Source organism: Paenibacillus sp. FSL H8-0457, from assembly GCF_038051935.1.
Classification (GTDB): Bacteria; Bacillota; Bacilli; order Paenibacillales; family Paenibacillaceae; genus Paenibacillus_AQ; species Paenibacillus_AQ lautus_A.
This window is the reverse complement of the sequence record NZ_CP150293.1, coordinates 5,665,768-5,689,405: the sequence shown is the minus strand read 5'-3', so window position 1 is coordinate 5,689,405 and position 23,638 is coordinate 5,665,768. Positions and strand designations below refer to the sequence as shown.

Sequence of the window (23,638 nt, the reverse complement as noted above, 5' to 3'; positions counted from 1 at the left end):
GGGGGAGATGCATATGAGGCTGTCAAACGGAGATCGGGTATTCGTTGGGTTCATCTACGGCTCTTTGGCATTGCTGGCATTTATCGCGCTGTACCCATTCTGGAACGCTGCCGTCATCTCGTTTAACTCGGGGACCGACACGATGCAGGGCGGCATTACGTTCTGGCCGCGCGAATTCACGCTGGAGAATTACCGCGTAGTGTTCAAGGACGAACGCCTCATTGACGGGTTCGTCATCTCGGTGCTCCGTACGGTGACCGGTACTTTTCTCTCCATTGTAGCAACCGCCATATTCGCTTATGGCATATCCAAACGCGAGTTGATGGGCCGGAATTTTTATATGATCACCTGCATCGTGACGATGTACTTCAGCGGCGGACTCATTCCGAATTATTTGCTTATTCGGGAGCTTGGCCTGATGAACTCGTTCTGGGTTATGGTCGTACCAGGCATCATCAGCGTGTGGAATATGATTATATTCCGGACGTTCTTTAAGGGCATCCCGCCCGGCCTTGAGGAGTCGGCCCATATCGACGGTTCCTCGAATTGGGGCGTATTCTTCCGAATCGTGCTTCCGCTATCGGGACCGGTCATTGCGACGCTGTCGTTGTTCACGGCCGTGTATCATTGGAATGATTGGTTTGCGCCAAGCATTTACATATCCAACACGGATCTGCTGCCGATACAGACGAAGCTCCAGCAGATCCTCAATGCCAACATCATGATGGAACAGATGCAGAACATGGATGCCGCGGCGCAGGGCCGGATGAGCGCGATGAAGGCCGTAACGACCAAGTCCTTGTCCATGGCGACCATGATGGTGGCAACCGTCCCGATCCTGTGCGTATACCCGTTCGTTCAGAAGTATTTTGTGAAGGGCGTATTAATCGGTTCTTTGAAGGAGTAGTTCACCAGCCATCTTGCCAAGGGTTTGAAGCGGCAGCTTTGACCATAGATGAATCATGAAGGGAGCACTTGGAATGAAAAAAAGGGGAAAAAGGCTTCTATCTGCATGGTCAGTCACGCTAGTCATCGTCATGGCTTTAACGGGATGTTCGGGTTCGGGAGGGAATGCCGCGAGCCCGGAGAAGGAAGGGCCGAGCCCGCAAAACAATGAGAAACCAGCCGGAGAGGATAACTTTGTGCTGGGAGAGAAGCCGCTGGAATTCTCGTTCTATGGCCACTATGACTGGTATACGATGCCGGATTGGGGCGCGGATATTGCAACCAAGTGGATCCAGGAGAACAAGAAGGTCAACGTGGTTCCGGTCAGCTCCGGCGGCGTTGCCAAGAACAAGCTCAGTACGATGATCGTGTCCGGGGAGCTGCCGGATGTCATATGGATGGAACGGGGCGCGGAGGTCGAGAAGCTGCGTGCCGAGGGCATGCTGGTGCCGTTCGACGATTATCTGGATAAATACCCCAATCTGAAAAAATGGGCCGGGGAGTCCACGCTCGATCTGCTTCGCTCGCCGGATGGAAAGCTGTATCAATTCCCGAACTGGTATACAACGCAGCCAAACGGCAATGCCGGCTATCTCGTCAATAAAAAGATATACGAGGAGCTTGGATCGCCAAAACTGGAAACGCCGGATGATCTGTACGCCTATTTGAAGCAAGTGAAGGCAAAGTATCCGGATGTCGTTCCTCTGGAGGTTGGCCAATCGGCAGCGGGCGTGGACATCATGGTGTCTGCTTTTGCGGAAAACCGCCCGTATACGTTCAACAGTATGATCGCCGTACCCCAGGGGGATCAACTTGTGTCGCTGTTCACGGATCCCGTCTATCGCGAGCTGCTTCAATACATGAGCCGATTGTACCGCGAGAAACTCATTACGCAGGATGCCTTCACGCAGAAGCTGGAGCAAGTCGAGCAGAAGATCCTGAGCGGCAACGTGGCGGTTTATGTAGCCTCCAGCCCGACCGAGTTCGGTTCCAAGGGCAACAATCTGCTGAAGGCGCAGGACCCTGATGCCGGTTACATCATGATATGGCCGGTACACAAGGAGGGATTGGATCGCGACAAGATTTTCCCGGGCGATTACAAGCAGCTAGGCTGGAATGTCAGCGTCATCACGCAAGCGGCGAAAGATCCGGAAGCTATCTTTGCATTCCTGGATTGGTTCACCGGTCCCGAGGGCCAGCGGACGATCATGTGGGGACCTGAAGGCTTGTACTGGGACGGGACGGACGAAGAGGACATGCCGCTGTTCACCGATAAATTCACCAGCGATGCGAAGGGGCGCGATGAGTTGATGAACGCCACGGTGAACTTCCAGTGGAACGGCAACACGGTGTATGTCGACAATTCCAAGATGAAATTCGAATCCACGCTGCCGCCGGAGAAGCGGAACTTTGAAACGTATTGGCAATCGGAGATTACCTGGAAGACGCAGATGAACACGACGGAGTACGTCAACCTCGATCCGGCAGGCGATTCCGAGGAGGGCATAATTGCGCAGCGCGTGTTCGAAATTTATGAGCAGGCCAGAGCCAAGGCGATCAGCTCGGCCTCCTCGGATCAGGAAGTGCTCTCGCTTCTGGATAAGGCAGAGGCAGATGCGCAAAAAGCGGGTTACGACAAGCTATTACAGTACAAAACAGCAAAATGGCAGGAGAATAAGCAGAAGATGAAAGCATCGTAATAAACGTCGCGGCGAAGCCGTCCATTCCTTCAGGGGCTTGCGGAATATGCGCTGGCATTCGCTGGGCAGGACGGCTTTATGAGCCGGGCATCATAGGAGAGATCATACTTGAATTACTACTTGGGAGTCGACGGCGGAGGAAGCAAGACGCTGGCAGTCGTGGCGGACGGGACAGGACGAATCGCTGGAAAGGGAATGGGCGGCTGCGGCAACCATCAGCTTGGCGCAGCGCGTGCGGAAGCAAGCATCAGGCAGGCCGTTGAAGAGGCGCTTGGGCAGGCGGGACTCGGGCGAGAAGACATCGCCTGCGCGTCGTTCGGGCTGGCGGGAGCCGACCGCGAGGCGGATTTCCGCATTTTGCGGCCCATGATCGGCGCCATGGGCTTCAAGAAACACCATATCGCCTGCGATACCGTCATTGCCATGAGAGCCGGCACAAGACAGAGGGACGGCGTTGTCCTTATATGCGGAAGCGGGACGAACGGTTATGGCGTCAATTCGGCAGGCGAGGAGATTCAGATCGGAGGATTCGGTTATGCGTTCGGCGATTTCGGCGGAGGCGCTGACCTGGCCGTTGAGGTGTTTCGGACGGTCGTTCGTTCCTGGGAGGGCCGCGAGAAGCCGACTTCATTGACGCCGCTCACGCTGGATGCGCTTAGGTTCGGCAGCGTGGAAGAGATGTTTCATCGATTTTTGGACGAGGGCAGAAGGGCGCCGCATACACTAGCGAGACTGCTGTTTCAAGCCGCACCCGCCGATGAAGCTGCAAGAGAGATATTGGAAAGGCAAGGCATGGAGCTGGGGAAGGTCGCCAGCGCGGTGATTCGTAAGCTCGGCATGGGCAATGACGCCTTCGATGTCGTGCTGGCCGGCAGCGTCCTGACCCGGGGAGAAAGGGATTATGTCGTTCCGTATATCGAGTCTCAGGTTCTTGCGGCAGCCCCGAATAGCCGGGTGCGTATATTGGCCCTTGAGCCCGCAGCGGGTGCCGTCCTGCTCGCAATGGATGAGAACGGCGTGGTTCCTGGCACGGCCGTGTATGAACAATTGCAGCATGAGCTTGCCGTGAAGGAGAGGAATGTGGAATGGGCACTGGATTGAAGGTTGCTGTTATCGGGGGCGGATCCTCGTATACCCCCGAGCTGATTGAAGGTTTCATCCGTCATTATGAGTCGTTTCCGGTGACGGACATCGTCCTCGTGGATATCCCGGAAGGCCGCCGCAAGCTCGAAATTGTAGGCGGTCTGGCCCAGCGGATGATTGAGCGAAGCGGATTGCCGATCCGCATTACGTTGACCTTGGACCGCCAGGAAGCACTGAGGAATGCCCATTATGTATCGACTCAGATGCGAGTCGGACTGCTGGAGGCCAGAGGCTGGGACGAAACGATCCCCCTGAAATACGGGATGCTCGGACAGGAAACGACAGGAGCAGGCGGCATGATGAAGGCTCTGCGGACGATACCTGTGCTATTGGATATATGCAAGGACATGGAGGCATTATGTCCGGATGCCTGGCTGCTGAATTTCACCAATCCTGCCGGGATGGTAACGGAAGCCGTCATGAAGCACTCCGGCATCCGCTCCATCGGCTTGTGCAACTCCCCCATCGCCGCTTACAAGTGGTTGTCCGGGCTTTACGAGGTGCCGGTCGAGCGAATCTACTGCGAGTTTGCCGGATTGAATCATCTGCACTGGATCAGCCGGATCGTGGTCGATGGAGTGTCGAAGCTGGAAGAGCTGCTGGCAACGGGAGGGAGCTACTCAGCTCGCAACGTGCCGCAGCTTGCCTGGAACGATACGCTGATTCGGGCGATGGGCGCGATTCCGTCCTATTATTTGAAATATTATTATCTCCACCGCGAGATGCTGGAGGAGCAGCAGGCTGCCGCGGCCAGGGGAGAGACAAGAGCCGAGACGGTCCAGCGTCTTGAGGACGAGCTGTTTGAGATTTACAAGCGGCCGGAACTTGCGGAAAAGCCGCAGCAGCTTGAGCAGCGCGGCGGCGCTTATTACTCCGAGGCGGCTGTCAATCTGATGAAGGCCATTCATACGGATAGCGGGGAGATTCAAACATTGAACGTAATGAACGGTGACACGCTGGACTTCCTGCCGGCCGATGCCAGTATCGAGGTGAACTGCGTCGTGACGAAGAATGGCGCGGTGCCGGTACCTGTCGAGCGAGTGCCGGTTGCGGCGATCGGCCTGATCCAAGCCGTGAAGACCTACGAGAGCCTGGCCATCGAGGCGGCGGTCACGGGAAGCAGGGAGAAGGCGCTGCTAGCGCTCAGCGCGCATCCGCTCATCGATTCCGTTGGTGCCGCGGAAGCGATGCTGGATGAGATGCTGGAGCGGAACCGTTCGTTTTTGCCGCAATTTTTCCAAAAGGTCAAAGATTAGGAATGAAACCGGCAGGTTATTGTAACGCATATCGTTTTTCCAGCGTCCATGAGCAGCCTGCCGTGATTTTACCACCTGGGAAACGTCATATATGCTAGAATGGGATTAGGTTAATTTCAGGAGGCGTTCGAGATGAAAACAACAATCGTTCACGGGCAAACTTATATGGGGATTAGCGCATAATTGCCCTTAAACTGCGTGCTTCCCCGCCTATGAAAAGGGGAACAACGATTTGAAAACATGGATATTGAAGCAGTACGATTACCACGTATGGGCTAACCGGAAGGTTTGCGAATATTTGCAGGGGCTTTCGGAAGAGGCATACCGCAAGGAGATTGTCAGCGTCTTTCCATCCATTTATGACACGATGGTGCACATCTATGTCATTGATTCCGGCTGGCTGTCGTTCTTTAACGCGGGCGGAGTCACGGAAATGTCGCCTGCGTACTTGGAGAGTCTGAAGGATTCGATTGCTCGGCTGGTTGCGGAAACGGAAGGCAAGCGCATCGAAGAATTGGGCCAGCTAATGGACGATCTGGCGGCGCGCTTCCGGTTGTTTATCGAACAGCACGAGAATCTGGACGCCATCTATCCGTCCGGAGATTTTAGAGCCAGCTGTCTGGATTATATCCAGCATATAATTAATCACGGGACCTATCATCGGGGGAACGTAACAGCCATGCTCCGGCAAATCGGACATCCCGGCACGCCTACCGACTATGGCTATTATTTGTATACGTTAAGCCATTAAGCGTTCATGATTCAAAATGGAAAAGAGCCCGGAACATCGCGTTCCGGGCTCTTCTTTATGGGTCCGAATCACGCCTAGTCGGTTGTTGCGTTTCGGATCACGGACACGCTCGATTCCCTGACGATAAGCCGCGGCTCGAATTGCACGCGCTCGTATTGGCCGGTCTTTTGCTCGCGAAGCCGCTTCAGCAGCAATTCCGTCGCAAGCCGGGCTACTTCATCGCCCATGATGGACACCGAACTGATCTGCGGCGTCGTGACGGTGGTCCATGCATTGTTATCGATGCCGACGACCGCCACATCGTCGGGAACCCGAACCTTCAGCTCCTTAAAACGGTTGACGATGCCGATGGCAACCATATCGTTAACCGCATAGATGGCATCCGGCATATGCCTCAGGCCATAAAAATAGTCCGCCGCGCGAACCCCCGTCTCAAACGAGAAGTCCTCCCCGAAATAGACAAGCGACGGATCGACTTTCTGCAGCGACTGCTCATAAGCCCAGTACCGCTCTTCGATTTTATCCTTGGGCGCACCGGCATAGGCGATTCGGCTCCGCCCGATTTTCAGCAGATGCTCCATGACAAGCCTGCCCTCCTGGCGTGCGAGGCCGACGATATCGGCTCTATACTCTTCACCCAGTTGTTTTCCGTAATTAATGATGGAGACGGGGAGGCTCGATTTGTTGATGAGGTCGCCAAGCGTTTTGGGATAAGCCAGCGGCATGATAATCAGGCCGTCCACGTGCAGCTTTTTGATATCCCTGACGATTTCCAGCTCGTTCCGTGCATTTCCGGCCGTATTGATCTGAACGACCCGATAGCCGTGCTGTTTGGCGGTCTGCTCGACCGACCAGGCGATTTCCGGGATGATCGCATTCCGGATGTCGGGCACGGCCAAGGCGATTTGATTCGTCTGCCGGACCTTCAGGCTTTGGGCCGATGTATCTGGACTAAAGCCGATTTCTTCGATCACCTGCATGATCCGTGCTTTCGTTTTCGGACTGATGCCTTTGCTGTCGTTGATGGCCCGGGACACGGTTGCGATACCGACGCCCGCTTGTTTGGCGACATCTTCGATCGTTACTTTTTTGGGGTTCACCATATTCGATAAATTCCTCTCTATATCGGAAACGTTTCCTGTGTATGTGCGAATACAAGATGGGATTGGAGCCATTAACTATATTATAACATTAAGCTCGTCTCTCCATCACGGGATTCGCAGGGGAACAACTGGAACAAGCAAGCGATGCTGCATCAATCGCTGCATTTCCATGGAAAAGGCAGGGGACCGGCAGTCTGTAGTTGTCCATGACATTTCATACATTTTCGTGGAACGGGTTTGACAGATTGTCAAAACTGTGACATATTTGATTTCGGAAACGTTTCCTATTTCATTTTTATTTTTTCGAACCTATAAGGAGATGAAGACGATGCAAGCATTGCGCTGGCATGGAGTAAAGGACCTGCGTTTGGAGACGATCGCGGAGCCGCAAGCTACGAACGGAAAAGTGAAAATCAAGGTCGAGTGGTGCGGGATTTGTGGCAGTGATCTGCACGAATACGTGGCCGGGCCTATATTTATACCTGAGAATACGCCTCACGCCCTTACCGGAGAACAGGCTCCGGTGGTTATGGGACATGAGTTTTCCGGCCAGGTTGTAGAGGTTGGCGAAGGCGTTACGAAATTCAAGGCTGGCGACCGCGTGGTTGTAGAGCCTGTCTTTGCATGCGGATCATGCGAAGCTTGCAGACAAGGGAAATACAATCTGTGCGACAAAATGGGCTTTCTCGGGCTCGCCGGCGGCGGTGGCGGTTTCTCCGAATATGTCGCTGCGGATGAGCACATGGTTCATAAAATCCCGGACAGCGTTTCTTATGAACAGGGAGCTCTGGTGGAACCTTCGGCAGTCGCGCTGTACGCCGTGCGCCAAAGCCAGCTAAAGGCTGGGGATCGGGCGGTCGTATTCGGTGCCGGGCCGATCGGCCTGCTTGTCATCGAAGCATTGAAGGCGGCGGGAGCATCCGAGATTTACGCCGTGGAGCTGTCCCCGGAACGCAAACAGAAAGCCGAGGAATTGGGGGCTATCGTCATTGATCCGAAGGCCTGCGATGTGGTAGAAGAGCTTCATCGCCGTACAGGTGCCGGAGTCGATGTGGCATTCGAGGTGACCGGGGTTCCGCCGGTTCTTACCCAAGCGATCAACTCGACGAAGATCGGCGGACAGATTATGATTGTCAGCATCTTCGAAACCTCCGCTCCGATCGTGCCGAATGACATCGTGATGAAGGAACGTAACATTACCGGAATCATCGGCTACCGCGACGTATTCCCGGCTGTGATCAGCCTGATGGAAAAAGGCTTCTTCCCGGCGGATAAGCTGGTCACCCAGCGGATCAAACTGGATGAGGTTATCGACCGGGGCTTTGAGGCTCTGCTCAAAGAGAAAAACCAGGTGAAGATCCTGGTGAGCGCTCACTAATATCGAAGCTGCGCTTCGCAGCTGCATGGCTTATGAAAGACCGCGTAACGCGGTCTTTTTTCTTTGGAGTTTTATGCCAATAAGATATCAAACTAGTCAATTACATTCCATGGATTCCATGAGATTACATATATAACCAAATCTGATATACTCATAGAGTATTTTATCCAGGTATAGACAAATAAATCGAGTGGAGGGATTGGATGAATCAGAAGAGTTTGTTATCGGTTCGCAATATCCACAAGACCTATGATGGAGACGGATTTAAAGTTCAAGCGCTAAAGAATGTTTCGTTTGGGCTGGCGGAGGGCGAATTGGTGGCGATTATGGGAACCAGCGGCTCCGGAAAAAGCACCCTGCTTAACATTATCAGCTCCTTGGACACCCCGAGCTCAGGCAGCATCGAGTTAAAGGGAGAGGTCATGGACTATATCTTCGCGGAACCTCATGCAACCCGCTACCGACGAGAAAATATCGGTTTTGTATTTCAATCTTTTCATTTATTGAATGATTTAAGCGTAGAAGAGAACATGGCGATTCCCTTGATCTTGCAAGGGGCATCGGAGGCGGAGATTCAGCACAAAGTCCAGGACATGCTCACTCTGCTTGGACTTGCGAGCTGGAGGAAGAAACGGCCGGTTCAGCTGTCCGGGGGACAGCAGCAGCGGGTAGCCATCGGCCGGGCGCTGATTACGAATCCGCCGCTACTGCTGGCAGACGAGCCTACCGGCAATCTGGATTACAATACCTCAAAGGAAATTCTTGAAGCTTTGGTGGAGATGAGAAGCGCCTTCAATCAAAGCATGATTATAGTAACGCATGATCCGAATGTAGCGGTTTATGCCGATCGGGTGTTATTTTTCCATGACGGTCAAATCGTGGATCAGTATGAGAGCGACGGAGAACGGAAGATAGAGCCGATATTGAACATATTCAAGAAGATGATGGAGTTATCCGCATGATTCATTCCCTACGAGGCATGGCCCTTCGTATACTGGCCCGTAACAAGTCGATTCTGTCCTTTTCCGTGATTAGCATAAGTTTGGCCGTGTTTCTGATGATCACGATGTCTTCATTCATGGCGAATGCCAACCGTTCCATAGACCACGAAGTGAAGTTGCAGTATGGCGATGTCGATATGGTGGTGGGATACACTAACGAAGTGGATCATGAGACATCAAATCAACGCATTATGGATTTAATGCAGTCCACAGGCGGGGTACGACAGGCCTCTCCGGTCATGCTGTCCCAGATGTTCGTTAATGATTTTGCTGCACCTGTAGCCGTTGCCGGTATTGAGGATGATGCGTTGTCGATGAGCCGATATCATTTCACAGCATATCCGGGACGGGAGGAGTTGATTCTAAACCAGTCGCTTGCAGAGGAGTTACAGCTGCGGGTGGGCAGTCGGATGAAGGTTGAAGGGAAAGCGTACACAGTCACGGAGATCATTGGCGATCCGGTTGCCGCTGCAGGTACCACATCGGATCTGCTGCTTATGAACCGGGAGGAAGTCAGGCAGATTAAGGCTGCAGGAGCCCAGCATGATGCGGTGTCAAGTTATGTGATGGTGCAGGCGGCGGATGATACCGACCTGCTGGTTCTGAGTGAGCAATTACAAGAGCTGGAGCCCGGGCTAACGATCGAGATTGCCGCGGAGAATTCAACATTAAAGGCGGGCTTGTCTATCTTGGGCAATTACATCCTGGTCATCTCGGTCCTGATTGTTATGGTCATCTCCCTGTTGATCGTGTCCAATTTCGAAGGCATGCTGCATAAATACCGCTTCCAATTCGCCATTCTCAGGTCTATGGGCGCGCAAACCGAACAGTTGTTTAAGATGGTGTTCATCCAATGCACGGTTACGAATGGGCTCGGTGTTCTGAGCGGCTTGCTGGTATCCCTACTAGGTTACACTTACATTATCCCATGGATATCCGGACTGTTTCTGGTTCCGCTGACGGATAGCCGTTTTGATGTTGGAGTTGCGACGATGGTAGCGGTGGCAAGCTTTATCATCCTGGAGTTATTTATGTTGATTCCTGCTTACAGAAGCACCAAGATACTGCCGCTTAAGATGCTGGAGATGAACCAGAATACCGATTTTAAAGGGCGGAAGGGACGAAAAACATTAGGGAAAGTGCTGATGGCGGCCTGCCTGTTTTTCATCCTCTTTGGGATCGCATTCTCGGGTACGCCGTCAGCTAACGCGGAGTTAAGCTTTTTAATGGGATTTCTATTGTTCGTATGGTCCGTGTTTACGATGGTTCCCGTATACCTTCCCGGTGTGTTGGCTAAGGTGTCGCCTGTGTTGAAGCTGCTAGGGGGGCGAGTTTCTTATGTTGCTGTCAAAAATCTTGTGCCGCAGGTCAAGAAAAACACCTTCGTTATTCTGACGATCAGCCTTGCCATGATGATTGCCGTCATCGGCTCGTCTCTTCTGAATACGATACAGCATAACGAACGGAATTATATTAAGACGCAGTATGCCGCGGATATTCAGGTAGTCGACCGGCTGGAGAACTCGTCATCGATTGACCCAGAACAATTAAAGCAGCGGATTTCGGAATTGGAGGGGATACAGGAAGTCAGCACTGTCAGCAGATTAAGCCCTGCCAAACAGGGACAAGACGATAGGGTTATCGACTATGCGTTGGCTGATTTGGACGCGTTGGCGGCTCAGCGGCTGCTGCCGAAAATTTCGGAGGTAGGGAATGCCGTTATCGTATCCAACCATTACGCTGACGAACATGCGCTAAGCATCGGCGACACGATTGCTTTGTCGGTATACCAAGAAGAGGATCCGGAGAACTTCAAAAATGCCGGAACATTGACGGTAGCGGCCATTACGGAGCCATTCCAACAGGCGGATATGTACATCGACTGGTCGAATAGCGCCTTCCATACGAAGTTTACGGTATTCGGAACCGCTTATGTAACGCCGGAGAATGAGCATGCGGCCTTGAAGCAGCTGCAAGGTATCAAGGGGCAGTTTCCAACGGTCAATATCAGCAGTTACGCCCAAGCTTTGGAGAATTCAAGCAATATGTACACGCGGGTATGGTCCTTTTTCCTAAGTGCTATCATTGTGATTATGCTAAGTGTTACCATCGGCGTATTTAATTCCCTGATTAACAACATCTATAGTAAGCGTAAAGAATTTGCGGTATTACGGGCCATTTCCGTGGACAAAAAGGGTCTTGTTCAGATCATTCTATCGCAGGTGCTGCTGTACCTATGTATCGGCATGATTGTGGGGATTTCGCTCGGGATCGTTCTGCTGTATGCATTTAGGCTGATTGACCCGGCACCTGTCCATATTCATGCAACATTCGTAACTGCGATCATGGGAATCATGCTGACACTGGCATTAGCCGTATTCATTCCATATGCCAGGAGCCTTGCGAACAAAAAGATCGTCTCCGAGCTGAACCAGAACCATGCATAGCACGCTCTTGTGAACCAATCAAGCTCGGCACCGCGATATAAAAAGAACGGCGACTTCCTCCTGCATAGACCGGGAGGCGATCGCCGTCTTTTTTTGTTAAACCCATTCCACCTTAATCCTTGATCAACAAATAAATAAAGTAGGGTGCTCCGAGACAGGAAACGACCAAACCGACCGGGATTTCGGAAGGGGCCATCAGGTTCTTGCCGATCATATCGGCCACAAGCAGCACCAGCGAGCCGAGAAGTGCGGAGACAGGCAGCATTCCCTGATGACGGGGACCCACCAGCTTGCGTGCCAAATGCGGAGCTACGAGTCCGAGGAACGCGATGCCGCCGCCAACGGCGACGCAGGCGCCCGCCAGGGCAACGGAGATGAACAGCAGCGTTCTTCGCTCGCGCTCGACCGTAACCCCAAGCCCCGCAGCCGTGTGGTCTCCCAGGTTGAGCACATTCAAATTTTGCGATTTATATACCGCCCAAGGAACCAGGAACAGGATCCACGGAAGGATCGCAACGACATACTCCCAGCTTGCCCCCCAGATGCTGCCGGACAGCCAGATGGTGGCCTGCATGAAATTGTTAGGGTCCATCATCAGCTGGAATACGATTATCAGCGCCCCGAAGGCCGCGTTGATGCCGATCCCCACAAGCACCAGCCGGATCGGCGTGACGCCTTGCTTCCAGGCCAGCGAATAGATGAGGAAGGCGGCAAGAAATGCACCGACTAGCGCGGCAAAAGGCATGATATAGACGGACCATATGCCGGAACTGAACGAGCTTCCTTGAAAATAAAAAATATACAGTACGACGGCCAATCCTGCCCCGGAGTTGATGCCCAGAATGCCCGGGTCTGCCAGCGCGTTTCGCGAAACGCTTTGCAGTATGGCGCCGGAGACGGCGATTCCCGCACCGATCAGGATGGCAATGACCATGCGGGGCAGGCGAAAGTGCATCAGGACGGTATAATTCTGTTCGGAACCTGTCCCGTTGAACGCTTTGACCACTTCGGCCAGCGGGATTTTCATCGTTCCCATATTCAGGCTGACCAGGAATACGGCAATGATAGCCAGCAGCAGAATCAAGGAGACGGACATGATTTTTCTCGTTGTATTCATCGTTACAGCCCTCTCCCTTCGCGCCGTGCAAGATAGAGGAAGAAGGGAACGCCGATCATCGCCGTAATTGCGCCGACCGGCGTCTCGAACGGAGGATTGATCATCCGCGCACCCACATCGGCAAACACCAGCAGAAGTGCTCCCATGACGGCGGAGCAAGGGATGATCAGCCGATAGTCGGGTCCGACGATGAAGCGGACGATATGCGGGATGACAAGCCCCACGAATCCGATCGTTCCGCCTACAGCCACCGCTGCGCCTGTCAGGAGCAGCACAACGAGCGTGCCCAGGAACTTGACGGTTCCCGTTTTTTGGCCAAGCCCGGTAGCGACTTCCTCGCCCAGGCTCATGACGGTAATGGATCTGCTGAGCGCCAGCGCAATCAACAGCCCGACGATGGCGACGGGGATCAGAAGTTTCACGTTCACCCATTGCACGCCCGACACGCCACCGGCATACCAGAAGCTGATATCCTTGGCAACGTTAAAGCGGATGGCAATGGCCGAGGATATCGAGCTCAGCAGCGCGGTAACGGCTGACCCGGCCAAGGCCAGCTTGACAGGCGTCAATCCCCGTTTGGATAACGAGCCGATCAGCAGCACAAGCCCAGCCCCCAGGCCGGCGCCTGCAAAAGATAACAGCATGAGCGCAGTAATGGATGGCGACTCTATAAAGGCAAACCCGATCGACATCATGAAGGAGGCACCGGCGGTGACGCCCATAATGGAAGGGGAGGCGAGCGCATTCCTTGTCATGCCCTGCATGATGGCTCCCGATACGGCCAAGGAACCGCCGATCAGCGCAGCCGCCAAGGCCCTTGGCATTCGAAGTCTCTGGATAATCTGGTGCGGGGTGGAATCGGCATCGAAGCGGACAAACGCCTCCCATATGGTGGACAGTTTAATGTTCGACGCGCCATAGATAATCGAAGATGCCATCGCGGCAGCCAGCAGACCAAGCCCCAGGAGAATGACGGCCGCTGCTGTTTTGGGACGGTAAATGGATTTTGCGGTTGTTTTGTGATTGGGATGATTTGCCTGCATGTTCACCTAAACCTTTATGTTGATAAAAATATTGAAATAACGTATTGTAAATGAGAATGAATTTCATTATCATGGTTAGTGTTATTATATCACTTCATGCGTAGAATGCTAGTGATTGCGCCAAAAAAATATACATAGGGGGAAACGAAAGATGAGTCTTTTCAAGAAAAAAATATGGATTATCGCAGGACTGCTGGCGGCTTTAACGCTGCTTGCAGCTTGCGGTAACAGCAAGGACGCAGCCGGTAACGAGCCGACGGGGACGCCAACGCCAAGCGAGCAGAACGGCGGCACCGAAGCCAAGCCGGAGGAAGGAAGCACGGAAGCGAAGACGGAACGAACGTTGACGGACGCCATGGGCCATGAAGTGAAAATTCCGGCTGAGCCGAAACGGGTGATCGCTTCTTACTTGGAGGATAACCTGGTGGCATTGGGCATTACCCCGATCGCGCAGTGGTCGGTCAAGGGCGGAAGCGTCCAGGATTACCTGCAGGATGCGTTAAAAGACGTGCCGACCATTGAGCATGATCTTCCTTTTGAAGCGGTAGCAAGTTTTCAGCCGGACCTGTTGATCATGGACTCCGCTTCTATGGTAGAAGGCAATAAATACAGCCAGTACAGCAAGATTGCTCCTACCTACGTCATCGGCAACGAAGTCAATAACGATTGGCGCGAAGAGTTGAAGAAAGTGGGCGAAATCTTTGGCATGGAGGAGGAAGCTCAAGCGGCGCTTGATCGTTACGAGCAGAAGGCCAAGGATGCCAGGGATCAAATCCAACAGGCGATCGGCGGTGAATCCGCTGCGGCTATATGGCTTGTCGGCGGCAAATTGTTCGTTGTCAGCGAGACGCTGTCCAGCGGCGCCGTTATGTACGGCGACTTGGGACTTACCATACCGGGCGTGGTGAAGGAAATCTCGGCATCGGCTACCGGCAACTGGTCCTCCATTTCCCTGGAGAAATTGGCTGAACTCGACGCGGATCATCTGTTCTTTATTAACAGCGACGGCGAAGGCGCCGAAGTGCTTCAGGATCCGCTCTGGGCGAATATTCCGGCCGTCAAGAACGGCAACATCTATGAATATGGAAAAGATACAAGCTGGCTCTATACCGGCACGATTGCCAACAGCCAGATCATTGATGACGTGCTGGAAAGTTTGGTGAAATAAACGCTGTCAGAGTGAACAAAGCAGCCGCCGCCCGATATTGTAGGGAGGCGGCTTTTTGGTATGGATATGGATATGGGCTAAGATAACATGCAAACCTTGAGCAGGAAAACACGGGCACTCACAGAACTGGTTAGCGAGGTGGGAATCATGATGCCGAAGTATATGCCGGACTTATCCAACATCCAGACCAAGCTGCACCGATACTGCATGCGAATCTCGGGGGATCCATGGGAAGCGGAGGATCTGCTGCAGGATGTCATGATGAAGGTGATGCGGGCCGTTGAAACCGACCCTGGAAAACATCTGTCCAATGCCTATTTGTTTCGCATCGCAAGCAACGCGTGGAAGGACCGACTGAGGAAGGATAAGCCCGGGATGAGGGTTTCCGAGAATGTGTTAGGAGATAGGGCGGCCGAAGATGACGGCTTATCCACCAGGGAGCTTTTGGAGGTCTTAGCGGACCGGTTATCGCCACGTGCGATGGTGATTTTGCTGCTTATGGACGTATTGGATTTCACGGCCAGGGAGACGGCCGAATTTCTCTCCATGTCCGAAGGGACGGTTCAGGTGTCGCTCGGACGTGCGCGAGCCAGGCTGAAGAAGCTGCATCGCATACAGCAAACAGGCGATGAACCTAAGCCACAGGAGAGAGACCCAGCGGGTACAGCCGCAGCACTGGATATGGATGCGCTTGTGATAGCTTTTCGAAGAAGAGATCCCCAAGCGATTTGTACTTCGTACCTTCAACTGACCAAGCTGCGCATCAGAATAAGCAAATTGAGCCGGGTTGGCGGAGTCCTTGCATTTTATATGGAAGATCCGGATGGAAACGTGTGGAAACTTACGGAATAAAATTTGGACCCTGTTTGGTTTTAGCTCGAAATATCGTTTCTTGTGTGTTGGAAGCTATATAAGCAAATCAAAGAGGAGGAAGATTTTTTGAAAAAATCCCTATTGTACGGCGTTGGCATTTTCGTGCCGGTGAGTGATCTAAAGCGTTCGACGGCCTGGTATACGGAAATGCTCGGTTTTGAAGTGATTCACACGGATGAACCGAATGCGGTTGTCATGCGAATGAACGATGAGAAGGTATCCTTTTGCCTCGTGCGTTCCTATCAGGTGAAGCAGCCGGAATTTCCCAAGAATGATTATGGCGTGGGGCAATATTTCAACCTGCATACCACGAATGTGAGTGAAATCCATCAACGCCTGGTTGCCAAGGGAGCCGACGTGACTGAAATTGAGGATTTTGGCGGGTTCAAAGGATTTTCCCTGACAGATCCGGACGGCAACCGCTGCGGGGTGACGGAGTAGCGACTGCGAGGAGCAGAATGGTTACAACCGATCAGGCATCGTGTTCGTCCAGTTGTTCGAATAGGAAAAACACCCATCTCATTGCCTTGGCATGGATGGGTGTTTTGCTGCGGTGATTACCGAATGGGCATCGACAGCCGTATCAATTCCATTATTCCTGGTCTCGACAATGCTCTTCGGCCGCGGAGGTGAACTCCTCTTCGTTCTCGGAAGCCAGCTTGTCCCCGTATTGATCCAAACGTTCAGGGCTGCTGGAAGGGCCGTCGTTCTTAGGCTTGCTGTTTCTGCCAGTCATTTGCTGCACTCCTCCTTTCGTGGGATTCTCATCGATTGGGTGCGAAATGACCGCACTTCGTTTACGTTTATGTTGTTCCTGATTTGGGGCAGGATTATGCACGCAAGGCCTCATCTAATCGTTTCATGAAGTTATGATGAAAGGGGCGAACTTTCTTGTTCGTTTCACCCGTGACATGATACCATTATAGAATTTAGAAGATTCATAGATTCAACGCGCAAAACGATATGGATACCACGGAGGTTACGATATGAAGCTAGTATCATGGAACGTCAACGGATTGCGGGCCTGCGTTACGAAAGGCTTTATGGATTATTTTAATGAGGCGGATGCCGATATATTTTGCGTGCAGGAAACGAAACTGCAAGCGGGACAGATCGAGCTCGATCTGGGTCCTGAATATCAGCAGTATTGGAACTATGCGGAGAAGAAGGGATACTCGGGAACGGCGGTATTTACGAGAATCGCCCCATTGTCCGTTCGCTATGGCCTGGAGGAAGACAGCGAGCCCGAGGGCAGAGTGATCACGCTGGAGTTTGAGGGCTTCTATCTCGTGAACGTATACACGCCGAACGCGAAGCGCGACCTGAGCCGGCTGGATTATCGGCTGGAGTGGGAGGAACGGTTCCGCACTTACCTGCTTCAGCTCGACGAACGCAAACCTGTGATCGTATGCGGGGACTTGAATGTGGCGCACCAGGAAATCGACCTGAAGAATGCCAAATCCAATCATGGGAATTCCGGCTTCACGCTGGAGGAGCGCGGCAAAATGACCGATCTGCTGGCAGCGGGCTTTATCGATTCCTTCCGCCACTTCTACCCCGACCGTACGGACGTATACAGTTGGTGGTCCTATATGGCCAAGGTGAGGGAGCGGAATATCGGCTGGCGCATCGATTATTTCCTGACGTCTGCCCGTTTAGCCGAGAAGCTGAAGGATGCCGAGATCGACTGCCATGTGCTCGGAAGCGATCATTGCCCTGTGAGTTTGACGCTTGAGTAATTCATTAACATAAATACGGATCTTGTTAAAAAAGCCAACCGGCGAACGGGGAGACTGGTATAATGCCACGGCCCTGTTTGCCGGTTGGCTTTTCATTCGGCGAACCTAAGCCCCTTATCCAATCTGATGCTTCAGCTTGTCCAGAAAGATCGATGCCGGCTTCGACAGGTGGTGGGTTCCGGGCTGTACCCACCCGAAGGAGGAAGCGGCGAGGCCGGGGGGCATCTCCAACTCCAGCGTCACGATGTTTCCCGAAGGAACGGAAGCGAAGCTGGCGAAGGACAAGTCGACCCCTACCGTAACCGCCACATTCTCTTCGACGAGCTTCTGTATGACCCTCGTCTGGTTGGTGGAGAATAACACATCCATGTCCCCGTACTGCTCCTGGAATACATCCATCAGCTTGAACAGATTGTCATCCTTATACAATACCAAGGGATATTCTCGGAGCTCTTCGGGCGTGATCGATTGCCGCATGGCGAGAGGGGATTGGCGGCTGACCCCCACTACGAATTTGCTCTCGAGGAGCTTCCCGAAATGCAGGCCGCGATGCTGATGAATGATGGATTCATCAACGAAGATCAGACCGATATCCGCGTGATTCTGCTTAATATCCTCAATAATATCGAGCGTCGCTTTCTCCGTGATGTCGAGTTTGATTTGCGGAAAGTCTTTTTTGAACCGGATAATGGCATCGATGGACAGCGTTAAAGGCACCGGTACGGTAGCAATCCGCAATGACCCGCCAAGCAAATTAGAATAGCCTTCGGCCTCTGCCCTCAGCTCCTGAAATTGCTCCAAAATGGCATAAGCCTTCTGCAGGATCCGCTGACCTTCGGCTGTAGGTACGGCACCAAGCCGCGAACGGGTGAACAAAGAAAAACCGAACTCGGCTTCCAGGCTGGACACGGCTTGGCTCACCGCGGAAAGGGTGACGTTGCAATTCTGGGCTGCCTTGGTTAACGATCCTGTCTTGGCCGTCTCCACGATATATTCCAATTGTTCGAGATTCATATGACTTCATCCTTAAATAAAAGTTAAGTAACATTAATTATGTTTAAATTTACTTAAATATAACCCGGCATTACAATGAACACAAGGACATGGACACACAATGTTCAAATCATAACGCTATTTTACCCTAGGAGGTCATTGATAATGTCAGAACAACGTGTAGCGGTAATTACCGGTGGAGCGAGCGGAATCGGCCGTCAGGTTTCCCTTAAATTCGCAAGAAAAGGCGATCGTGTCGTCGTTGCCGATTTTAATGAAACTGCCGGGCAAGAGACCGTCGATATGATCAAAGCAGAAGGCGGTGAAGCTTCATTCGTTCAAGTCGACGTTTCCAAACAAGAAAGCGTCGAGGCGCTTGTGGATAAAGCGGTTGAGCTCTACGGCCGAATCGACGTCATGCACAACAATGCCGGCATTGGCGGCGCCGGGCCGGTCCTTGAACAAAATATGGATCTTTACCATCGCACGATTAACGTGAATCAGCATGGGGTTGCCTACGGTATCATCGCGGCAGGCAGAAAAATGAAAGAACTGGGCATTAAAGGCGTTATCATCAACACGGCTTCCGTATTCGGCTTCTTGGCTTCGCCGGGAACATTTGCTTACCATGCGACAAAGGGTGCCGTCATCATGATGAGCAAATCCGCCGCGCTTGAACTGGCGCCATACGGCATTCGTGTCGTGGCTGTTGCTCCTGGAGCCGTCGATACACCGATCATCCAGGGTTATAAAGATTCCGGCATGCTGGATTCCATGAGAGCCAAAGTCATGGGCGGAGAATTAACGCAGCCCGAAGTGGTCGCCGATACCGTGTATCTCGTGTCGCTGGACGAAGCGGCTGCGATTACGGGCAGCGTGGTCATGGCCGACCAGGGCTATGCTTCATTCAAATAATCCGTTTGGTGTTTTATGGTAGCAGATATAGCGCATTAAACATAAAGAACCTCTCTTTGGAAGGAATGCAGGCTGAAGCCTCCTTCACACCAAAGGGAGGTTTTCTTGATTTTCCCGTCAAAAAATTTCCTCTCTCCGCAAAAAACAGTTAAAATAGAGGGGAACTTGGCAGACCATACATAAGGTATGAAACGACGGATACGAAAAGAGAGGTATATAAATATGATCATTAAACCTAGAACACGCGGATTTATTTGCACGACATCCCATCCTGTAGGCTGCGAAGCCCAAGTGCAGGAGCAGATCGATTATGTACTGAAGCAGCCTGGAATCGAAGGGCCGCGCAATGTGCTGGTCATCGGCGCATCCACGGGGTATGGCTTGTCGGCCAGAATAGCTGCCGCATTCGGCGCCCGGGCGAATACCGTGGGCGTGTATCGTCCAAGCCAGGCCACCGAGAAACGGACCGCATCCGCGGGCTGGTACAATTCGGCCGCTTTCGAGAAGGCAGCGGATGCCGCCGGCTTGAAATCGTACAGCGTGACGGGAGATGCCTTCACACAGGAGACGAAAGCCAAAACGGTTGAGCTGATCCGCAAAGAGCTGGGCCAGGTCGATCTCGTGGTCTACAGCGTTGCGTCGGCTCGCCGCACGCTCCCTGAAACAGGCGAGACGGTCAGCTCGGTATTGAAGCCGATCGGACCGGCGTATACCAACAAAACGGTTAACTTCCACACCGGTGAAGTGACGGAGGTTACGATTGAACCGGCAACGGAAGAGGAAGTGAAGAACACCGTTGAGGTCATGGGCGGCGACGATTGGGAATTGTGGATGAACGAACTGGCGGAAGGCGGTGTATTGGCTCCTGACGTGACCACGATTGCGTTCTCCTATATCGGCTCCGAGATTACCAAAGCCATTTATCGGGATGGATCCATCGGACAAGCCAAGGATCACCTGGAGGCCACGGCGCTGAAACTGAACGAGAAGCTTGCCACCGGAGGCGGACGCGCTTACGTTACGGTGAGCAAAGCGTTAGTGACTCAATCCAGCTCGGCGATTCCGGTCGTGCCGCTGTACGTATCGGCGCTGTACAAAGTCATGAAGGAAAAGGGGCTGCACGAGGGCTGCATTGAGCAGATTTACCGTCTGTTCTCCGATCGTCTCTATAACGGGCAAGAAACGCCGGTCGACGAGAAGGGCCGTATCCGTATCGACGATTGGGAGCTTCGAGAGGACGTGCAGGCCGAAGTAGCCGAATTGTGGAGCAAAGTGACCAGTGAAAATATCGAAGAATTGACCGACCTTGCCGGTTACCGCCGCGAGTTCTTCCAGCTGTTCGGCTTTGAAACCGACGGCGTGGATTATGATGCGGATGTAAATCCCGTGGTCGACAATCCGAAAGCCATTTAATTGAGCAAAGGCGAGCTCCGGAAAGGATCCGGGCTCGCTTTTTTATATCGCCAAGGGGTAAACCTGAATATGCGCATCCGCAGCGTACCATTTCCCGGAATAAAATTCCCTGATTCAGGTTATAGGGATGTAGATCTGGGTCTTCGAGGCATGCACCGAGGTTCTCAGCTCCAAGCTGTAGTGTTCGGGGTTCGGCATAAGTCCGCGTTGTTTCAGCAGCTGAAGAACATAGGAATAGGACTGGTCGGTATCCTCCCGTTCGGAATGACCCTCATGGGTGTACATCGCATACTCCTGCGTCGGCAGGGTTAAACTCACCATCCGCTCCGGCATATCACGGATCGTGCTGACCTCGAACCCTGCTACATAATGATAGATCGGCTGCCGATTCAAAACAGCAGCAATAAACAAGGGGTTCGTCGTTTTATGGCGGATATAGGGAATCTCCTCCATCCGGTTTTGAAGCTCATGCCACAGCCTGGGCTTGAGGGCCTGAGACATGTAATAGGCCGTGAAGGGGAGCTTCATCTCCAGGCCGACGATCAGCGTCCGCGGTTTGATGATCCGCTGAATGGTCTCGTTTGTCTGCTCGGATCGTTCCCGCTTCTGCCGAGAAGTCAGGATGGAATAGCCGCCATTCTTTCCTTCATTGGCGTATAGGGGAACGCCTAAACGAGACAGTTCATGAAGATAGCGGAGCATCGTACGATACGAGACCGAGAATTCCTCGGCCAACTCGCCGACGGTGAAGTTTTGCCGTTCATACACTCGCTGCATGACGTTAAGGATCCGTTCGGTTTTGGGCATAAATCTGCTCCTTGGGTATTTTTTATACTGTGACAGTTTCTGGCATAGTTCAAGTATATAATGAAACTAAAAAGAGGATAAAGGAGTATTTACCGATGAACATCGATCAACGAAATGAAGCAGCGGTTACGAGAAAGCCGGCATTTCAGGCGGTTGGATTGAAGTGGGAGGGCACATTTGCCGAGGCAGGCGCGGGCGGAATCCGGGCGGTGCAGCGGACGCTGAAAGAGCGGCTCGCGGAGATTCCTCACGCAATCCATGCGGACACCCTGCTTGGGTTATCTTACCACGCGGCTCCCGGGGGTGAAGGATTCATCCATTATGCGGTCGTCGAAGTGGAGCGGATTGAGGAAGTACCGGAAGGGATGGTTACGATATCCGTTCCCGCGTTAACCTATGCCGCTTGTTCCCATCGCAAAGGGCAGAGCATCGACCGGTCTTACAACAATATCTACGCCTGGATTAAGGAACAAGGCTACTCGGAATACAACCCGGATCATTTAACGCATTTTGAACAATATCCGATGAGCCAGGACCCGTATACGGATGACCCTGAGTTTATGATCATGATTCCCGTTCAAACCGAATAGCCGGTTGGGTCTGTCAGGAACACCGTAGGCGGCGAAGGACGGGCTTTCTAGCCCTATATACAAACTTAAACTTATGCGAAAAGCCGCAAACCGCTCTGATGAGGAGCGGTTTTTTATATTTCCATCTTGAAGCGCATGCGCATGGAGGATATCTTGTTTATCTGTCTGCCGAACGCGTTAATCGGTATAGAGTAAACGATTGATCATTTTGGGCCCTATCCGGTGCTCATCGGCACGGCATTGTTAACGGCGGGATGGTTGGCGCTGGGGCTGTTTCATTTCGGCAGGAAAACATGATGGGGACTCACTGCACCATAGTCGGCCGTGATTTATGACTTTTGATGCGGTGAGCCCCTAAACATGTCTTCAGCAGCAATACTTATTGCGCCTTTCGAATGACAGGAATCCATAATTCGTTCTTATACTCGTCCGGGGGAAGATAGCATTCGATTGCAGGCAGCGGCGCTAGATCGTAGGCATGGGACGGGATCCACTCGGTATAAAGACGCTTCCACATCTCCGCAATACGGCTCGGATCTCCTTCCAGCTCGAATACCGCCCATGCAGCGGCAGGGAAATGCCGCAACACCATCGGTTCCGGAGGATTATGCGTCGATACGACGGACATGATGTAGTCGAAATACTCGTTCTTCCCGTAGTCGCCGTCTGCACAAACCCCGAGAATTCCCCGGATGGGATGGTCTTGCGCACGATAGTTCCACAGCTTGTCGAAGATGCCTTCCGCATGGGCGTCTTTCCAGAGAAAAGGAACCTCTTCATAGGCGCGCTGCGTGCTTACTTGCTTCTTGAAACCGACAACGGAAAATGCCTTCATTTCTTCGATTCTGTAATTCATTTCGGCAGCCCCTCGCATGGAGAATTGAAGGGAGATGCGGGGATAGGCCTTCAGCTTGGTACCGGCCTGGCGAGCGGCCGTCGGCGTTGTGCCGTGCATGTTCTGAAATGCACGCGCGAACGCCTCCGGGGAATCGTAGCCATATTTAAATGCAAGGTCGATCACCTTGATTTCGCTGTTTTGCAGCTCGAAGGCGGCCATCGTCAGCCGGCGTCTCCGTATGTATTCGGAGAGCGTGACATCCGTAATGAACGGAAACATGCGTTGAAAATGGTATACGGAGCAGCAGGCGACCTTGGCCGCTTCAGCGTAATCGATCTCCTCGGTTATGTGCGCTTCTATATAGCCGATGGCTTCATTCATCCGCTGGACCCAATCCATCCGGTCATCATCCTTTCTA

Annotated in this window: 22 protein-coding genes; 15 read left to right on the top strand and 7 right to left on the bottom strand. The window is 52.7% G+C overall.

The genetic code is table 11. The features are described 5' to 3' along the window. Positions 1 to 13 precede the first annotated feature (13 nt). The 5 genes from MHI43_RS25380 (at position 14) to MHI43_RS25360 (ending at position 5,795) form a co-directional block, all read left to right on the top strand. On the top strand, positions 14 to 907 hold the full coding sequence (locus tag MHI43_RS25380) for a carbohydrate ABC transporter permease (protein ID WP_015737062.1): 894 nt from the start codon (positions 14 to 16) through the stop codon (positions 905 to 907). Positions 908 to 980: 73 nt separating this feature from the next. After that, positions 981 to 2,645, top strand: coding sequence for an ABC transporter substrate-binding protein (locus tag MHI43_RS25375; protein ID WP_036659893.1), 1,665 nt, complete (start codon positions 981 to 983; stop codon positions 2,643 to 2,645). A gap of 108 nt (positions 2,646 to 2,753) precedes the next feature. Continuing rightward, positions 2,754 to 3,746, top strand: a complete 993-nt coding sequence (locus tag MHI43_RS25370) for a BadF/BadG/BcrA/BcrD ATPase family protein (RefSeq protein WP_015737060.1) — start codon at positions 2,754 to 2,756, stop codon at positions 3,744 to 3,746. Further along, entirely contained in the window at positions 3,731 to 5,044 is a 1,314-nt protein-coding gene (locus MHI43_RS25365) for a 6-phospho-beta-glucosidase (RefSeq protein ID WP_036659891.1), read from the top strand. Before MHI43_RS25370 ends, MHI43_RS25365 begins: the two co-directional genes overlap by 16 nt. 232 nt (positions 5,045 to 5,276) lie before the next feature. Further along, positions 5,277 to 5,795 (top strand): DinB family protein, encoded by a 519-nt coding sequence (locus MHI43_RS25360; protein WP_036659889.1) that lies wholly within the window; start codon positions 5,277 to 5,279, stop codon positions 5,793 to 5,795. 74 nt (positions 5,796 to 5,869) lie between these two features. On the opposite strand, the gene MHI43_RS25355 is transcribed toward MHI43_RS25360, so the two are convergent. After that, a complete protein-coding gene (locus MHI43_RS25355) occupies positions 5,870 to 6,898 on the bottom strand; it encodes a LacI family DNA-binding transcriptional regulator (RefSeq protein ID WP_015737057.1) in 1,029 nt (342 codons plus the stop codon). A gap of 328 nt (positions 6,899 to 7,226) precedes the next feature. Between MHI43_RS25355 and MHI43_RS25350 the strand changes: the two genes are divergently transcribed. The 3 genes from MHI43_RS25350 to MHI43_RS25340 all read left to right on the top strand — a co-directional run bounded on the left by MHI43_RS25350 (position 7,227) and on the right by MHI43_RS25340 (position 11,724). After that, positions 7,227 to 8,276, top strand: coding sequence for a 2,3-butanediol dehydrogenase (locus MHI43_RS25350; RefSeq protein WP_036659887.1), 1,050 nt, complete (start codon positions 7,227 to 7,229; stop codon positions 8,274 to 8,276). Between the two features lie 203 nt (positions 8,277 to 8,479). Beyond that, positions 8,480 to 9,238 (top strand): ABC transporter ATP-binding protein, encoded by a 759-nt coding sequence (locus tag MHI43_RS25345; RefSeq protein ID WP_036659885.1) that lies wholly within the window; start codon positions 8,480 to 8,482, stop codon positions 9,236 to 9,238. Further along, on the top strand, positions 9,235 to 11,724 hold the full coding sequence (locus MHI43_RS25340; protein WP_036659883.1) for an FtsX-like permease family protein: 2,490 nt from the start codon (positions 9,235 to 9,237) through the stop codon (positions 11,722 to 11,724). The genes MHI43_RS25345 and MHI43_RS25340 overlap by 4 nt, the downstream gene beginning before the upstream one ends. Positions 11,725 to 11,836: 112 nt before the next feature. On the opposite strand, the gene MHI43_RS25335 is transcribed toward MHI43_RS25340, so the two are convergent. Both MHI43_RS25335 and MHI43_RS25330 read right to left on the bottom strand, forming a co-directional pair. Beyond that, positions 11,837 to 12,841 (bottom strand): iron ABC transporter permease, encoded by a 1,005-nt coding sequence (locus MHI43_RS25335; RefSeq protein ID WP_036659881.1) that lies wholly within the window; start codon positions 12,839 to 12,841, stop codon positions 11,837 to 11,839. A gap of 2 nt (positions 12,842 to 12,843) precedes the next feature. Beyond that, positions 12,844 to 13,884 carry an iron ABC transporter permease gene (locus MHI43_RS25330; protein ID WP_036659879.1) on the bottom strand — a complete coding sequence of 347 codons (1,041 nt, stop codon included), beginning with the start codon at positions 13,882 to 13,884 and terminating at the stop codon, positions 12,844 to 12,846. Positions 13,885 to 14,035: 151 nt separating this feature from the next. On the opposite strand from MHI43_RS25330, the gene MHI43_RS25325 reads away from it, so the two are divergent. The 3 genes from MHI43_RS25325 to MHI43_RS25315 all read left to right on the top strand — a co-directional run bounded on the left by MHI43_RS25325 (position 14,036) and on the right by MHI43_RS25315 (position 16,366). Beyond that, a complete protein-coding gene (locus MHI43_RS25325; protein WP_036659877.1) occupies positions 14,036 to 15,052 on the top strand; it encodes an ABC transporter substrate-binding protein in 1,017 nt (338 codons plus the stop codon). A 96-nt stretch (positions 15,053 to 15,148) separates the two neighbouring features. After that, positions 15,149 to 15,904, top strand: coding sequence for an RNA polymerase sigma factor (locus MHI43_RS25320; RefSeq protein ID WP_341283175.1), 756 nt, complete (start codon positions 15,149 to 15,151; stop codon positions 15,902 to 15,904). An 87-nt stretch (positions 15,905 to 15,991) separates the two neighbouring features. Then, positions 15,992 to 16,366: a VOC family protein gene (locus tag MHI43_RS25315; protein WP_036659873.1), complete on the top strand. Its 375-nt coding sequence runs from the start codon at positions 15,992 to 15,994 to the stop codon at positions 16,364 to 16,366. Positions 16,367 to 16,517: 151 nt separating this feature from the next. On the opposite strand, the gene MHI43_RS25310 is transcribed toward MHI43_RS25315, so the two are convergent. Further along, a complete protein-coding gene (locus MHI43_RS25310; RefSeq protein WP_009595787.1) occupies positions 16,518 to 16,661 on the bottom strand; it encodes a hypothetical protein in 144 nt (47 codons plus the stop codon). A gap of 250 nt (positions 16,662 to 16,911) precedes the next feature. Here MHI43_RS25310 and MHI43_RS25305 point away from each other — a divergent pair, with 250 nt between their 5' ends. Then, a complete protein-coding gene (locus MHI43_RS25305; protein ID WP_015737048.1) occupies positions 16,912 to 17,664 on the top strand; it encodes an exodeoxyribonuclease III in 753 nt (250 codons plus the stop codon). A gap of 114 nt (positions 17,665 to 17,778) precedes the next feature. On the opposite strand, the gene MHI43_RS25300 is transcribed toward MHI43_RS25305, so the two are convergent. Then, a complete protein-coding gene (locus MHI43_RS25300; protein ID WP_015737047.1) occupies positions 17,779 to 18,678 on the bottom strand; it encodes a LysR family transcriptional regulator in 900 nt (299 codons plus the stop codon). Positions 18,679 to 18,822: 144 nt separating this feature from the next. Here MHI43_RS25300 and MHI43_RS25295 point away from each other — a divergent pair, with 144 nt between their 5' ends. Both MHI43_RS25295 and fabV read left to right on the top strand, forming a co-directional pair. Continuing rightward, positions 18,823 to 19,572, top strand: a complete 750-nt coding sequence (locus MHI43_RS25295) for an SDR family oxidoreductase (RefSeq protein ID WP_015737046.1) — start codon at positions 18,823 to 18,825, stop codon at positions 19,570 to 19,572. Between the two features lie 222 nt (positions 19,573 to 19,794). Beyond that, positions 19,795 to 20,985, top strand: a complete 1,191-nt coding sequence (gene fabV / locus MHI43_RS25290) for an enoyl-ACP reductase FabV (RefSeq protein ID WP_015737045.1) — start codon at positions 19,795 to 19,797, stop codon at positions 20,983 to 20,985. A 114-nt stretch (positions 20,986 to 21,099) separates the two neighbouring features. Here fabV and MHI43_RS25285 read toward each other — a convergent pair whose 3' ends face one another. Then, positions 21,100 to 21,792, bottom strand: coding sequence for a GyrI-like domain-containing protein (locus MHI43_RS25285; protein ID WP_015737044.1), 693 nt, complete (start codon positions 21,790 to 21,792; stop codon positions 21,100 to 21,102). Positions 21,793 to 21,887: 95 nt separating this feature from the next. On the opposite strand from MHI43_RS25285, the gene MHI43_RS25280 reads away from it, so the two are divergent. Next, positions 21,888 to 22,382, top strand: a complete 495-nt coding sequence (locus MHI43_RS25280) for a GyrI-like domain-containing protein (RefSeq protein WP_036659870.1) — start codon at positions 21,888 to 21,890, stop codon at positions 22,380 to 22,382. A gap of 379 nt (positions 22,383 to 22,761) precedes the next feature. Here MHI43_RS25280 and MHI43_RS25275 read toward each other — a convergent pair whose 3' ends face one another. After that, positions 22,762 to 23,619 (bottom strand): AraC family transcriptional regulator, encoded by an 858-nt coding sequence (locus MHI43_RS25275; RefSeq protein ID WP_036659868.1) that lies wholly within the window; start codon positions 23,617 to 23,619, stop codon positions 22,762 to 22,764. Positions 23,620 to 23,638 lie beyond the last annotated feature (19 nt).

What these genes read in the sequence shown, in the direction of transcription:
- MHI43_RS25380 (WP_015737062.1), top strand. Translation starts at nt 14, where the DNA reads ATGAGGCTGTCAAACGGAGATCGGGTATTCGTTGGGTTCATCTACGGC.
- MHI43_RS25335 (WP_036659881.1), bottom strand. Translation starts at nt 12,841, where the DNA reads ATGAATACAACGAGAAAAATCATGTCCGTCTCCTTGATTCTGCTGCTG.
- MHI43_RS25305 (WP_015737048.1), top strand. Translation starts at nt 16,912, where the DNA reads ATGAAGCTAGTATCATGGAACGTCAACGGATTGCGGGCCTGCGTTACG.
- MHI43_RS25365 (WP_036659891.1), top strand. Translation starts at nt 3,731, where the DNA reads ATGGGCACTGGATTGAAGGTTGCTGTTATCGGGGGCGGATCCTCGTAT.
- MHI43_RS25345 (WP_036659885.1), top strand. Translation starts at nt 8,480, where the DNA reads ATGAATCAGAAGAGTTTGTTATCGGTTCGCAATATCCACAAGACCTAT.
- MHI43_RS25375 (WP_036659893.1), top strand. Translation starts at nt 981, where the DNA reads ATGAAAAAAAGGGGAAAAAGGCTTCTATCTGCATGGTCAGTCACGCTA.
- MHI43_RS25310 (WP_009595787.1), bottom strand. Translation starts at nt 16,661, where the DNA reads ATGACTGGCAGAAACAGCAAGCCTAAGAACGACGGCCCTTCCAGCAGC.
- MHI43_RS25295 (WP_015737046.1), top strand. Translation starts at nt 18,823, where the DNA reads ATGTCAGAACAACGTGTAGCGGTAATTACCGGTGGAGCGAGCGGAATC.
- MHI43_RS25325 (WP_036659877.1), top strand. Translation starts at nt 14,036, where the DNA reads ATGAGTCTTTTCAAGAAAAAAATATGGATTATCGCAGGACTGCTGGCG.
- MHI43_RS25300 (WP_015737047.1), bottom strand. Translation starts at nt 18,678, where the DNA reads ATGAATCTCGAACAATTGGAATATATCGTGGAGACGGCCAAGACAGGA.
- MHI43_RS25330 (WP_036659879.1), bottom strand. Translation starts at nt 13,884, where the DNA reads ATGCAGGCAAATCATCCCAATCACAAAACAACCGCAAAATCCATTTAC.
- fabV (WP_015737045.1), top strand. Translation starts at nt 19,795, where the DNA reads ATGATCATTAAACCTAGAACACGCGGATTTATTTGCACGACATCCCAT.
- MHI43_RS25280 (WP_036659870.1), top strand. Translation starts at nt 21,888, where the DNA reads ATGAACATCGATCAACGAAATGAAGCAGCGGTTACGAGAAAGCCGGCA.
- MHI43_RS25285 (WP_015737044.1), bottom strand. Translation starts at nt 21,792, where the DNA reads ATGCCCAAAACCGAACGGATCCTTAACGTCATGCAGCGAGTGTATGAA.
- MHI43_RS25350 (WP_036659887.1), top strand. Translation starts at nt 7,227, where the DNA reads ATGCAAGCATTGCGCTGGCATGGAGTAAAGGACCTGCGTTTGGAGACG.
- MHI43_RS25275 (WP_036659868.1), bottom strand. Translation starts at nt 23,619, where the DNA reads ATGGATTGGGTCCAGCGGATGAATGAAGCCATCGGCTATATAGAAGCG.
- MHI43_RS25340 (WP_036659883.1), top strand. Translation starts at nt 9,235, where the DNA reads ATGATTCATTCCCTACGAGGCATGGCCCTTCGTATACTGGCCCGTAAC.
- MHI43_RS25355 (WP_015737057.1), bottom strand. Translation starts at nt 6,898, where the DNA reads ATGGTGAACCCCAAAAAAGTAACGATCGAAGATGTCGCCAAACAAGCG.